An 11,810-nucleotide genomic window follows, 5' to 3' on the forward strand; every position below is an offset into this window, starting at 1 on the left:
AGCAGCAGGATCGGCGTCGTGACCAATCGCATACAGAAGCTGCTCGGCGTCGAGTTCCCCGTCGTGCAGGCCCCGATGACCTACATCGCCCGCGCGGAGCTGGCGGCCGCGGTGTCCGAGGGCGGCGGTCTGGGGATGATCGAGACGCTCACCCCTGAGGGTCGCGAAGACCTGCGGCGCGTCCGGGACCTCACCGACCGCCCGGTCGCCGCGAACCTGATGATCCAGGGCTGGAAGCGGGATCCGTCCATCGTCGAGGTGCTCGTCGCCGCCGGGGTGCGGCACGTGTTCACCTCCGCCGGTGACCCGGCCCTGTTCACCGACCGCCTGCACGACGCCGGGATGACCGTGGTGCACGTGGTCGGATCGCTCAAAGGCGCGCTCAAGGCCGCCGAGGCGAGGGTCGACGCTCTGGTCGTCGAAGGTGTCGAGGGCGGCGGCTTCAAGTCGGCGCTGGGGGCGTCGACGATGGTGCTGCTGCCGCTGATCTCCGAACGGGTGCAGCTGCCGCTGATCTGCGCCGGCGGTGTGTGCGACGCACGCTCCGGCGCGGCCGCGGTGGTACTCGGCGCCGAGGGGGTGCAGATGGGCACCCGCATGCTGGCCAGCGTCGAGGCCGCGGTGCACACCAACTTCAAGGACGCGATCGTCGCGGCCGACGACTCCGGGACGGTGCTGCTCGACGTTCCCGGCAATCCGACGATGCGGGTGCTGCGCACCGGTCTGGCCGCCCGCATCGACGAGCACCCGGCCGACGCACGGCTTCTCGGCCGCATCACCGACCTGTATTTCGGCGGCGACCTGGAGGCCAGCGTCGCCAACACCGGGCAGGTGTCGTCGCGGATCACCGGGCTGGCGCCGGCGGCCGAGATCGTGCGGCGCACCTGGGCCGACATCGAATGGGTGCTGGACGGGGCCCGCGCGAGACTCGGTTGAGGGGGCTCGAGACCGGGCACACTCGTCGGTATGGATGGCGATTACGACGAACCCGGACCCGACGACACGCTGAGCCCGAGCGAATCGCTGGACTCCGACGAGGTGCGCAACGACGACGGTGACATCGTCGTCGATCCGCCCGACCGGTGGATCGAGGCCGAGGTCGACGAAACCCTCGACGAGAAACTGGCCGCCGAGGTTCCCGACGTGTGGCCCGAAGGTACGACGGCGACCTCGGCGCAGGACCGGCCGGCCCGGCGCACCGCCGGCCAGATCGACGGAACCCCCGAAGACGGGGACTCGTTCTTCACCGTCGTCGACGACGACGAGAGACGGCGGGTGCCCGGCGACGAGGAGGCCGATCGCATCATCGAGGACTGACGTGGTGTCATGACCCCGAAAAGAATCCTCTGCTATGGCGATTCGCTGACCTGGGGGTGGGTGCCCGTTGCCGACGGAATGCCCACCGAACGGTACCCGCGGGACACGCGCTGGACCGGGGTGCTGGCCGACCGGTTGGGCGCCGGCGTCGAGGTGATCGAAGAGGGTCTGTCGGCGCGCACCACCAACGCAGACGATCCGACCGACCCACGCCTCAACGGTGCGAAGTACCTGCCGTCCTGCCTGGCCGGTCATCTCCCGTTGGACCTGGTGATTTTGATGCTGGGCACCAACGACACCAAGGCGTATTTCCACCGCACTCCACTCGACATCGCCCTGGGTATGTCGGTGCTGGTGACCCAGGTTCTCACCAGCGCCGGCGGGGTCGGCACCGGCTATCCGGCGCCCAAGGTGCTGGTGGTGGCGCCACCAGCGCTGGCGCTGACCCCGCACCCGTGGTTTCAGCTGATCTTCGAGGGCAGCCAGGAGAAATCCGCCCAGCTGGCCAAGGTGTACCGCGCGATGGCGTCATTCGTGAAAGTGCCGTTCTTCGATGCCGGTTCGGTGATCTCGACCGACGGGGAAGACGGCGTCCATTTCACCGAGCAGAACAATCTGACGCTCGGTGAGGCGCTGCACGAGCAGGTCGTCAGGCTCGTATGACGACGGGGCCGAGGGCTTCGTAGCGGCGCGCCTCGTCGGCTCCGAGTTCCCGGCCGGTCACGATCGCCTCGAAATCGCCGATCCGGGCGAATCGGCAGAAGCTGCTCTCGCCGAACTTCGAGTGCGCCGCGACCAGGACGGGTCGGCGGGACACCTGCACCGCGGTCCCCTTCACCGCGGCGACCGCCGGGTCAGGGGTGGTCAGCCCGTGTTCCGGCGAAATACCGTTGGTGCCAAGGTAAGCCACATCGATGACCAGACTGCCGAGCATGTCGACCGCCCAGTGATCGACGGTGGCCAGCGTCCGCCCCCGCATCCGGCCGCCGAGCAGCAACACCGTGACGCTGCGGCTGTGTGCGAGCGCCTCGGCGGCCAGCAGCGATGACGTCACCACGGTCAGCTCTTGTTCGGCCAGCCGTTCGGCGATCAGCCGCGGCGTGAAACCCTCGTCGAGATACACGGTTTCGGCACCGTGCAGCAGTTCGGTCGCCGCCGCCGCGATCCGGTGCTTCTGGGCCAGGTCGACCTGGCTGCGGTACTCGACACCGGATTCGAACGCGGCCGTCTCCAACGGCACCGCCCCGCCGTGCACCCGCTTGAGCAGGCGGCGGCCCGCCAGAACCTTCAGATCGCGGCGGATCGTCTCGCTCGCGACGTCCAGTTCGTCGGCGAGCGAGGCGACGTCGACCCTCCCACGGGTGCGGGCGAATTCGACGATCCGGCTCTGGCGGGTCTCGGAATCCACCTGCGTCACACTACTTGTCGGCGGCCAACACGATGGCCTTGACCTCCTCGACTGTGGTGGCCTGCCGCAGCCGGGCGACCTCGTCGGGTTTGAGGAACACCTGCGCGATCTTGGTCAACAGCGCCATGTGGTCCTTACCGGCTCCGGCGATCCCGACGACGAACTCCGCGGGCTTGCCGTTCCAGTCGATCGGCTCGGAGTACCGCACGAACGACAGCCCTGTACGCCGGATGGTGTCCTTGGCCTCGTTGGTGCCGTGCGGGATGGCCAGCCCGTTGCCCATGAAGGTGGACACCGAGGATTCGCGCTCGTGCATCGCGTCGATGTAGGCCCGTTCCACCGCGCCCGCAGCGACCAGCAGCTCACCGGCTTCGTTGATCGCCTCGACGGCCGTCGTCGCCGAACCGTTCAGCACGATCGACGACAACGGCAGAACGTCCTCGCCAGCGCCTTCCGCGTCGGCCGCCTCGGCCTCGGCGACCCCAGCCGCGGGGGCGGGCGCCGGGCCGCCGTCGTCGTTGGTTTGCTTGAGCTGTTCGACGATCTCGTCGTAACGCGGACTGCCCATGAAGTCCTCGACCGAGACGTGGACGGCGGACCCGGTGCGCTGGCGGGCGCGTGCGGTCAGGTCGCGGTGGGAGACCACCAGGTCGTAGTCGTCGGTCAGGTTCGAGATCGCGGCGTTGGTGACCTTGACGTCACTGAAGCCGGCCTGCTGAATCTTCTTGCGCAGCACCGACGCTCCCATCGCCGACGAACCCATGCCGGCGTCGCAGGCGAACACGATGCGCCGGATGGGTCCGGTCGGGCCGCCGCCGGGGCCCACCAGAGCGCCGGCCACGCTCGACTTCTTGCCCTTCATCGACTCCATCTCGGCGGTGGCCGCGGCGAGGTCCGGCTCGTCGGTGGCCCGGTCGGTCTTGAGCAGCAGCGCCGCGACCGCGAAGGATACCGCCGCCGCACCGAACACCGACAGCGTGACGCCGAGGAAGCTGCCGCTGGCGGTTTGGGCGTAGACCGCGATGATGGACCCGGGCGCGGCGGGGGCCCGCAGGCCCGAGCCGAAGAGCACGTTGATGAACACACCCGTCATGCCGCCGAGGATGGTGGCGATGATCAGCTTCGGCTTCATCAGCACGTACGGGAAGTAGATCTCGTGGATCCCGCCGAAGAACTGGATGATCGCCGCACCCGGGGCCGACGCGCGGGCGATTCCACGGCCGAACGCCATGTAGGCCAACAGAAGTCCGAGCCCGGGGCCGGGGTTGGCCTCCAGCAGGAACAGGATCGACTTGCCGGTTTCGAGTGCCTGCGTGGTGCCCAGCGGCGTCAGCACGCCGTGATTGATCGCGTTGTTGAGGAACAGCACCTTGGCCGGTTCGATCAGGATGGACGTCAGCGGCAGCAGATCGTTGTCGACCAGGAAGTCGACGGCATTGCCCGCGGCGCGGGTGAAAGCCGACACGATCGGCCCGATACCGAAAAAGCCGACTATGGCCAGGATCATCCCAAGGATGCCGGCGGAGAAGTTGTCGATCAGCATCTCGAATCCGGGGCGGATCTTGCCCTCCCACAGCGCGTCGAGCTTCTTCATGCACCAGCCGCCGAGCGGGCCCATGATCATCGCGCCGAGGAACATCGGGACGTCGGCGCCGGTGACCACGCCGATCGTGGCGATCGCCCCGACCACGGCGCCGCGGTTGCCGTGGATCATCCGACCACCGGTGTAGCCGATCAGGATCGGCAGCAGGTAGGTGATCATCGGGCCGACGATTCCGGCGCCGTCGTAGGCGCCCCACCCGCCGATCTTGGCGACCCAGCCGTCCGGGTTCTTCAACTCGTCGAAGATGCCCTGCAGCCAGCCCTGCTCGATGAAAAGCGCGGTGATCAGACCCCACGCGATGAACGCCGCGATATTGGGCATGACCATGTTCGACAGCGCGGTGCCCAACTTCTGCACGTGCACCCGCACGCCGGTCCGCGGGGCCGTGTCCTCGATTGTTGCGTGTGACATCAAATCCTCCGATTGGCAGATGGCGGCCGGGTGATGCCGGTCACATAACCCCAGTACACCGCATAAACGGGCATTAATGCAAGCATTCGGTCAAAATCGGTCAGTGATTTTGGTGGTTTTATGCCCGGATGGCGGATAGAGTGCTGGAGAGCACACCCGTCGAGAGGACTGCACCATGAAGGCTCTGCGCTTCTACGCCCCCGAGGACGTCCGGCTCGAGGATGTCCCGGAGCCGGTCTGCGGACCCGACGAGGTGAAGCTGCGCGTGCGCAACTGCTCCACCTGCGGCACCGACGTGAAGATCTTCTACAACGGCCACCAGAACCTGACGCCGCCGCGGACCATCGGGCACGAGATTGCCGGCGAGATCGTCGAGGTCGGCGCCAACGTGAACGCGACGTACGGCAGCAATTGGCAGGCCGGCGACCGCGTGCAGGTGATCGCCGCGGTGCCGTGCGGAGAGTGCCACGAGTGCCGTAAAGGCTGGATGGCGGTGTGCCAGAACCAGACCTCGATGGGCTACCAGTACGACGGCGGCTTCGCCGAATACATGATCGTGCCCCGGCAGGTACTCAAAGTCGATGGGCTGAACCGGATTCCGGACAACGTCGGCTTCGACGAGGCGTCGGCGGCCGAGCCGTTCGCGTGCGCGATCAACGCCCAGGAGCTGCTCGGCATCGAGGAGGGCGACACCGTCGTGGTGTTCGGTGCGGGCCCGATCGGCTGCATGCACATCCGCATCGCACGCGGCGTGCACAAGTGCGGGCCGATCTATCTCGTCGACGTCAACGACGCACGGCTGAAGATGTCGGCCGACGCCGTGAACCCCGACGGTGTGATCAACGCCGCCGAGGTCGACGTCGTCGAGAAGGTCATGGAGCTCACCGGCGGACGCGGCGCCGACGTCGTGATCACCGCCACGGCCGCCAATATCGCTCAGGAGCAAGCGATTTCGATGGCAGCGCGTAACGGCCGCATCTCGTTCTTCGGGGGGCTGCCCAAGACCGACCCGACCATCACCTGCGACTCGAACGTCGTGCACTACCGCCAACTTCACATCCACGGCGCGAACGGTTCGGCACCCGAGCACAACAAGCGGGCACTGGAGTACATCTCGACCGGTCAGGTGCCGGTGAAGGACCTCATCACCCGGCACATCCCCCTGGACGACGTTCTCGACGCGTTCCAGATTGTCAAAAACGGTGAGGCGATCAAGGTGACCGTCGAGCCCGCACCGGCCGAGGTGGCCGCGCCGGTCTAGATGGGTATGGCCGCGCCTGCCACGCCTATTGACTTTCGATAGTTTTCTCGCGATATTCGCTGTATGCCCGCCGTCCGTCGAGTAGTTCCCTTGCTGCGAATCTTCCTGCTCGCGCTGTTCGCGATCTTGCTGTTGCTGCAGACGATGTCGCTGCCAGGGCAATTCGCACATATGGCAGCGGAGTCGCCGGACCGGGCGTACCTGCGGTGGCCGCTCACGGCGGTGTCGGTGTTCCTCGTGCTCTGTGCGCAGGTCGTTCTGGTCTGCACGTGGAAGTTGCTCACGCTGGTCAGCAGACACCAGATCTTCCGGTCGGTGTCGATGATCTGGGTGAACGCCATCCTCGGCGCGATCGCGGTCGGGTGGACGGTGTTTCTGGCGCTGTTTGTCTACATCGGGTTCCAGGCCGACGATCCCGGGCTGCCGCTGTTGATGCTCCTGTCACTGACCGGTGGCGCGGTAGTCGGCCTGCTGCTGGTGGTGATGCGGGCGTTGCTTCGACAGGCGACTGCTCTGCGCACCGACATGGACGCGGTCATCTGAATGGCCATCGTCGTGCGCATCGATGTCCAGCTGGCCCGGCACAAGATGAGCGTCGGTGAATTCGCCACACGGATCGGCCTCACGCCGGCCAACGTGGCGGTGCTGAAGAACGGTCGCGCGAAGGCGGTCCGCTTCAGCACGCTGGAGGCGATGTGCCGAGTTCTCGACTGCCAGCCCGGTGATCTGCTGGAGTGGGTCCCCGATTGAGGTCGCCCTGGGAAGCTCGTCTCAGCCCCGGCGCCGGGCGGCACGGTCGGCCGCGGCGAGCAGTTCGTCGCGGAACAGCGGATGTGCGATCGCCGCGAGTGCGTGCCCGCGCTGCTGAACGGTCTTGCCTTCCAACTCGGCGGCGCCGTACTCGGTGACGATGACGTCGACGTGATGGCGCGGCGTGGTGATGATCGCGCCGGCGTCGAACTGTGGCACGATCCGGGACTGCAGCCGGCCGCCGTCGTCGAACGTCGAGGGCAGGCAGATCAGCGAACGGTCGGTCAGCTCCAGACCGGCGCCGGCGACGAAATCCTCGGCCCCGCCGATACCGCTGAACTGGTCGCCGCCGATCGTGTCGGCGACCACCTGGCCGTGGATGTCGACCGCCAGCGCCCCGTTGATCGAGATCATGTGATGGTTGGCCCCGATCACCTCGGGCGAGTTGACGATCTCCACCGGAAGGAACGCGACCTCGGGGTTGCCGTCCAACCACGCGTAGAGCTCCTCGGAACCGAACGCGAACGTCGTCACACTGACTCCGTCGAATCGTCCCTTGGCGGTGTTGGTGACCTTGCCGGCCAGGTGCAACTGCATGCAGCCGTCGGTGAACATCTCGCTGTGCAGGCCGTAGTCTCCGCCCTCGCCCTGGGCCAGTAGCGCCGCGATTTGGCTTGGGATGGAACCGATCCCGGTCTGCAACGTGGCACCGGGCGGGATGAAGGTGACAGCGTGACGAGCGATTGCGGTGTCGGTGTCGGTGGGCGGCGGACTCGGCAACGCCAGCGGCGCCTCGGTCGACCGCACCAGGATGTCGATGTCGTCGACGTGCAGTGCGTGCCGATGCTCGCCGTGGCCGAACGTCTGGGGGTAGGCCTGCGAAACCTCGACGACGAGCAGTCGGTCCGGGTCGGCGCCGGCGCGGCGCAGCTCGGTCTCGGTTCCGCCGGCGTGCAGCGACAGCGAGCACCAGCCGTCGGTGTCCGGCGGTGCGGCGACTGTGGTCATCACGCGCGGCGACTGCCGTTCCATCAGCTGCCCGAACCGGCGGAAGTCGGCCGGGGTGAAGTCGATGTCAGCGCCGGAATCCCGCAGCACCCGTTCCAGCGGGCCGTAGAAACCGGACAGATAGTGCACACCGGCCCGGCCGAACAGGTCGGTTCCGACGGCCAGCAGCGCACCGTAGACCCGCAGATCCCTCCAGTCCGTGCGGGCGCCGAGCGCGCGCAGGAACGCCGGAGGCTGGCCCGGTCCCAGCGGCAGACCGAGGGTGTCGGCGGGCGTGAGCCGGGCGGCGGCCTCTTCGGCGGTCAGTTCCTCGGGCATGCCGACACCCTGCCATGCGGGACACACCGCGACGGGTGACACGTCCCGTCCCGAGGGTTTCGAACTCGCGGCGCGAAGGTACCCCGCCCGCATGGCTCGGATCCGAGCCTTGATGTACGGCGGAAAGGGATGCACATGGGTGCCGACGACAAGGCAAGCAACAAGATCGAAGACCTCGGCGGGAAGGCCAAGGAGGGCGTCGGCAAGCTGACCGGCGACAAGGACACCGAGAACGAGGGCAAGCTCGACCAGGCCAAGTCCAGCCTCAAGGACGCCGGCGAGAAGGTCAAAGACGCGTTCAAGAACTGACTCGCATGAGCAGTCGGCCCTGTCATCAGTGCGGATGGCAGGGCTGACTGCTCACGGCGTGGTGAATTCACCGTGGTTCAAAGCCAACTCCTGACGCGCGACGCGCGTTCTAATGGTGGCTGGGGCCTGAGCCCGGCACCGAGAGAAGAATCCGATGAGGCACACACCCGCCGACCTGCCTTCACCCGACGAGTTCCGAAGGAAGTTGGCGCACCTTGACCGCGAGTTCGCGGATGCCCGCAACTACCTGTCGAGGTTGCACGCCGAAGACAATGAAGCGCTCAGCGCGCTGATGGCGGAGATCCACCACAGCGGACGGGCCATGAAGGTGTTGGCCGCGATGGCGGTGCAGGCTCTCGACTTCGCCGAACTGTCGGCGGACCGCCTCGGCGGCGATGTTCAGAAGTGGCTCGACGAGTCGGCGATGGCCCAGGACACCGCCGAGAACGAGCGGGACCAGACCGAACTCGGCGGCGAAGGGTAAGTCTCCCTGCCGAGACCGCGTACCCGAAAATTCGGACGCAGCAGCGGATGTTTGACAGCCTCTACCCGCGTACGCAGGAGAGGTGTGGCGGTGGCGGAGGGATTTGAACCCAAACTGAGGCCAAAGTGTGGCCACGCTGAGGCCAGCACCACCCGGGCATAGCCAGTCAGGAGAACAGGACAAATGATGGATTCGCAGGCAGTCGACATCAAGCAGCTGCGTGAGGAGACAGCGAGGGCGTTGCTGCAGACGATTGAGGCGAAGGCGGCGACAGCTTCTGCCAGCCAGCTCGATGACCTGGCATTGGCTTATGCGCTCGTCGTTAAGGCCGCGCCGGGCAAGCTGCCAGGAGTCTCTCCGTCGACCAACGCATGACTGCCGCGGACGGTGCTGCTATCGCCAGCGCCGTCATCGCGTTCCTATCGAGGGTGGGCGATGCCGTTGGCTGGTTTCCGTCACAAATCTGAGCGATTCGCTATCAGAATCCACATGCAAAGCCGGTTCACATAAGTCCGGGACATGTAAAAATTTGAACGTTTTCTTTACATGTATGTTCGATTCTGGGATCGTGAAGCGGTGAGCGCCTGGAAACCGGACAAGCCGTTCAACGACCTCCCCCGCCCCCCCGGCGTCGACACTCTTGAGACACGCGCGGTCTTGAAGGCTGCCATCGGTGCCAATACAGCCCTCGCTCATCTTGATCAGGCAGTCGTCTCCATCCCGAACCCGACAGTGCTGATCAACTCCATCCCGATCTTGGAGGCCCATGTCCGTTCTCATCTGACCTGATGTATGGACGGCGTCCTGAACTGCGGTGTATCAGTTCGGGTGAGAATCCGACGGGTCAGCTTTCTCATTTCATCTGATACAAGAGGTTCGCTGGTCGTTAGCGTCGTTGATGCCATGCCTGATTTTGACTGCGGATTCGGGAGTCGGTTGATCGCGAATTTCGGAGTCGGTGAGGGCTCATGGTGAGCGAGATTGCTCACGAATCCTGGAGTCATTTCGAACCGATGGTCGGGGCAGCTCCTGTTGTGGGTCGGCCCGCGTACTCCGGCTCGATGGTGTGGTCTGGCAAATGCGGATCGTGTTGGTACTTACTGGCAACTTCGGCCGAAAGCGAACGACGGCGAGGCAACGGCAGCTGTTTCGATAGCGTGGGGTGATGATCGCGACGCGCGAAGCCCGCTACGACGTGGACGGTCTGACAATGGTCGCCCACTTGGCGCGGCCGATCCGCGAGGGGCCGTGGCCGGCCGTGCTTATCGGCCACGACGGGATCGGTCTCGACGATTATCAACGGCGCCGCGCCGACGATCTGGCCGCCCACGGTTATGTGGCCTTGGCGATGGATTACCACGGTGGCCAGGTGTACTTCGGCAGGCCGGACGCGATGTTGGCCCGGGTCATGCCCTTGATCGCCGATGCGGAGAGGATGCAGGCTATCGGGCGCGCCGCGCTCGATGTCCTCCTCACGGAGCCGGGTGTCACTCCTGACAGGCTCGCCGCCCTCGGCTATGGTGCCGGCGGCAGCATCGTGCTCGAACTCGCCAGTGCCGGTGTGCCATTCAAGGCTGTTGCCGCCGTGCATCCCGGTCTGTCAGATGTCAGCGAAAAGGATTGGACCAACGTGACCGGCACCTTCCTTCTGTGCACTGGCTCCGAAGACCCGCTGTGCACGCCCGATCAGGTCCTGGCGTTTGGCTACGGGCTCCAAGACGCCGGGGTCGACTGGCGCGTCAATGTCTACGGCGGAGCCAAGCACGCATTCTGGGCCCGGCCTACGAACCCTGACGGGTCGCCCGCCGCGGGGACCACTCACACCGCGGCCACCGTGCCCGGCGTTGGGTATCACCCGGCCCACACTCCGCGCGCATGGCGTGCGGTGCTCGACCTGTTCGACGAGACCTTTGGCGACCTGAGGCGGCCTGACTGAATCAGCGGCGCGACGTCGCGGGGGTGTCGTCGGCAAAAACGGCTCATGGGGGCGGGCGGTGAATGCCTCAGCAGCTGCTTGCCAACCACTGCACGGTTGGCCGAAGTCCTCTGGCCAGGGCCGCAGCCCGGACTACATCAAGAACAGGTGCACGGCTGGTGACTCCCCGATTCACAGTCAACGACTTCACTGCGACACCACCGACTCCGAAATTCGCGATCAACCGACTCCCGAATCCGCGGTCAAAGCCACATGCCAGAGTGGTCAGGTGAGCAAGAACCAGGATCGGTGGAACCACAACATCCACTACTACGACATCGTCATCGACGCCGCGTCATCCACCGCTCGCACCGCTGTGGACGTCGGCACTGGCGACGGTTTGTTGGCCATCCGGCTTGCCGAGAAGATTCCCGACGTCACCGGCATTGATTCCGACGCCGACATCATCAACCTGGCTCGATCCAGTACCTCCACCAACGTCACCTGGATCACCGGCGACGCACTCACCTCGGCCCTGCCCGCTGAGCACTATGACCTGGTCGCCGCAGTCGCTACCGTCCACCACTTTCCCGACTTGGCGGCCGGCCTGCAGCGCCTCGCTGACATCACTGCAACCGACGGCACACTTGTGGTGATCGGCTGCGCCCGCAGCTCCACTCTGCCCGATTACGTCAGTGATGCAGTCGGCGTCCTGCAACACCAGGTTCTTTCACGCACGCGCGGGTTTTGGCAGCACAACGCTCCGGTGCAGATGCAGTTCCCGCATACCTACGGCGAGGTCAAAAAGATCGCGGCGGCGGTGCTACCCGGCATGGAGTGGCGTCGCCTCCCGCTATGGAGATACGCCATCACCTGGCACAAGTCAGCGCAGTAGCTAACCCGGATTTTTCGTGGAATGTTGACTGTGGGGGTGTGTAGATAAGCGAAAGTGCCTGTCCTGCAAGGAATAATTGGACTTCTCTACGGTTCAAAAACCCTGACGGGAAGGCACTTCGCAGGTGAAGA

Annotated in this window: 15 protein-coding genes; 12 read left to right on the forward strand and 3 right to left on the reverse strand. The window is 65.8% G+C overall.

The annotated features are described in order from the left end of the window. Positions 1–18: 18 nt before the first annotated feature. The 3 genes from ACTWP6_RS25205 to ACTWP6_RS25215 are packed head-to-tail and all read left to right on the forward strand — an operon-like array spanning position 19 to position 1,980. A complete protein-coding gene (locus ACTWP6_RS25205; protein WP_260755753.1) occupies positions 19–936 on the forward strand; it encodes an NAD(P)H-dependent flavin oxidoreductase in 918 nt (305 codons plus the stop codon). A 30-nt stretch (positions 937–966) separates the two neighbouring features. Further along, on the forward strand, positions 967–1,317 hold the full coding sequence (locus tag ACTWP6_RS25210; protein WP_260755754.1) for a hypothetical protein: 351 nt from the start codon (positions 967–969) through the stop codon (positions 1,315–1,317). A gap of 9 nt (positions 1,318–1,326) precedes the next feature. Continuing rightward, positions 1,327–1,980 (forward strand): SGNH/GDSL hydrolase family protein, encoded by a 654-nt coding sequence (locus ACTWP6_RS25215; RefSeq protein ID WP_260755755.1) that lies wholly within the window; start codon positions 1,327–1,329, stop codon positions 1,978–1,980. Here ACTWP6_RS25215 and ACTWP6_RS25220 read toward each other — a convergent pair. Then, positions 1,967–2,725, reverse strand: coding sequence for a DeoR/GlpR family DNA-binding transcription regulator (locus ACTWP6_RS25220; RefSeq protein WP_260755756.1), 759 nt, complete (start codon positions 2,723–2,725; stop codon positions 1,967–1,969). The genes ACTWP6_RS25215 and ACTWP6_RS25220 overlap by 14 nt on opposite strands. A gap of 10 nt (positions 2,726–2,735) precedes the next feature. Beyond that, positions 2,736–4,739, reverse strand: a complete 2,004-nt coding sequence (locus ACTWP6_RS25225) for a PTS mannitol transporter subunit IICBA (protein WP_260755757.1) — start codon at positions 4,737–4,739, stop codon at positions 2,736–2,738. Between the two features lie 175 nt (positions 4,740–4,914). Here ACTWP6_RS25225 and ACTWP6_RS25230 point away from each other — a divergent pair, with 175 nt between their 5' ends. From ACTWP6_RS25230 to ACTWP6_RS25240, 3 genes are all read left to right on the forward strand, one after another. Continuing rightward, entirely contained in the window at positions 4,915–6,000 is a 1,086-nt protein-coding gene (locus ACTWP6_RS25230; RefSeq protein ID WP_260755758.1) for a zinc-dependent dehydrogenase, read from the forward strand. 90 nt (positions 6,001–6,090) lie between these two features. Beyond that, complete coding sequence (locus tag ACTWP6_RS25235; protein WP_443189104.1) at positions 6,091–6,543, forward strand: DUF2975 domain-containing protein; 453 nt, start codon at positions 6,091–6,093, stop codon at positions 6,541–6,543. Next, positions 6,544–6,750 carry a helix-turn-helix domain-containing protein gene (locus ACTWP6_RS25240; protein ID WP_443189105.1) on the forward strand — a complete coding sequence of 69 codons (207 nt, stop codon included), beginning with the start codon at positions 6,544–6,546 and terminating at the stop codon, positions 6,748–6,750. It abuts the gene before it with no gap. Between the two features lie 21 nt (positions 6,751–6,771). Here ACTWP6_RS25240 and ACTWP6_RS25245 read toward each other — a convergent pair whose 3' ends face one another. Beyond that, on the reverse strand, positions 6,772–8,076 hold the full coding sequence (locus ACTWP6_RS25245; RefSeq protein ID WP_260755761.1) for an acetyl-CoA hydrolase/transferase family protein: 1,305 nt from the start codon (positions 8,074–8,076) through the stop codon (positions 6,772–6,774). A 135-nt stretch (positions 8,077–8,211) separates the two neighbouring features. Between ACTWP6_RS25245 and ACTWP6_RS25250 the strand changes: the two genes are divergently transcribed. The 6 genes from ACTWP6_RS25250 (at position 8,212) to ACTWP6_RS25275 (ending at position 11,679) form a co-directional block, all read left to right on the forward strand. After that, positions 8,212–8,385, forward strand: a complete 174-nt coding sequence (locus tag ACTWP6_RS25250; protein ID WP_260755762.1) for a CsbD family protein — start codon at positions 8,212–8,214, stop codon at positions 8,383–8,385. A gap of 154 nt (positions 8,386–8,539) precedes the next feature. Beyond that, the gene (locus tag ACTWP6_RS25255; RefSeq protein WP_260755763.1) at positions 8,540–8,869 is read left to right on the forward strand and encodes a hypothetical protein; all 330 of its coding nucleotides are present in this window, start codon (positions 8,540–8,542) and stop codon (positions 8,867–8,869) included. 186 nt (positions 8,870–9,055) lie between these two features. After that, complete coding sequence (locus ACTWP6_RS25260; protein WP_260755764.1) at positions 9,056–9,244, forward strand: hypothetical protein; 189 nt, start codon at positions 9,056–9,058, stop codon at positions 9,242–9,244. Positions 9,245–9,445: 201 nt separating this feature from the next. After that, complete coding sequence (locus tag ACTWP6_RS25265) at positions 9,446–9,658, forward strand: Fic/DOC family N-terminal domain-containing protein (RefSeq protein WP_443189106.1); 213 nt, start codon at positions 9,446–9,448, stop codon at positions 9,656–9,658. 376 nt (positions 9,659–10,034) lie between these two features. Then, positions 10,035–10,805: a dienelactone hydrolase family protein gene (locus ACTWP6_RS25270; RefSeq protein ID WP_085178086.1), complete on the forward strand. Its 771-nt coding sequence runs from the start codon at positions 10,035–10,037 to the stop codon at positions 10,803–10,805. Between the two features lie 268 nt (positions 10,806–11,073). Beyond that, the gene (locus ACTWP6_RS25275) at positions 11,074–11,679 is read left to right on the forward strand and encodes a class I SAM-dependent methyltransferase (RefSeq protein ID WP_085178087.1); all 606 of its coding nucleotides are present in this window, start codon (positions 11,074–11,076) and stop codon (positions 11,677–11,679) included. Positions 11,680–11,810 lie beyond the last annotated feature (131 nt).

This window comes from Mycobacterium sp. 4D054 (genome assembly GCF_052245755.1).
Taxonomy (GTDB): Bacteria; Actinomycetota; Actinomycetes; order Mycobacteriales; family Mycobacteriaceae; genus Mycobacterium.

Bases quoted from the DNA above. Each gene is read 5' to 3' on its own strand.
- ACTWP6_RS25210 (WP_260755754.1), top strand. From the start codon at position 967: ATGGATGGCGATTACGACGAACCCGGACCCGACGACACGCTGAGCCCG.
- ACTWP6_RS25215 (WP_260755755.1), top strand. From the start codon at position 1,327: ATGACCCCGAAAAGAATCCTCTGCTATGGCGATTCGCTGACCTGGGGG.
- ACTWP6_RS25225 (WP_260755757.1), bottom strand. From the start codon at position 4,739: ATGTCACACGCAACAATCGAGGACACGGCCCCGCGGACCGGCGTGCGG.
- ACTWP6_RS25230 (WP_260755758.1), top strand. From the start codon at position 4,915: ATGAAGGCTCTGCGCTTCTACGCCCCCGAGGACGTCCGGCTCGAGGAT.
- ACTWP6_RS25240 (WP_443189105.1), top strand. From the start codon at position 6,544: ATGGCCATCGTCGTGCGCATCGATGTCCAGCTGGCCCGGCACAAGATG.
- ACTWP6_RS25245 (WP_260755761.1), bottom strand. From the start codon at position 8,076: ATGCCCGAGGAACTGACCGCCGAAGAGGCCGCCGCCCGGCTCACGCCC.
- ACTWP6_RS25250 (WP_260755762.1), top strand. From the start codon at position 8,212: ATGGGTGCCGACGACAAGGCAAGCAACAAGATCGAAGACCTCGGCGGG.
- ACTWP6_RS25255 (WP_260755763.1), top strand. From the start codon at position 8,540: ATGAGGCACACACCCGCCGACCTGCCTTCACCCGACGAGTTCCGAAGG.
- ACTWP6_RS25260 (WP_260755764.1), top strand. From the start codon at position 9,056: ATGGATTCGCAGGCAGTCGACATCAAGCAGCTGCGTGAGGAGACAGCG.
- ACTWP6_RS25270 (WP_085178086.1), top strand. From the start codon at position 10,035: ATGATCGCGACGCGCGAAGCCCGCTACGACGTGGACGGTCTGACAATG.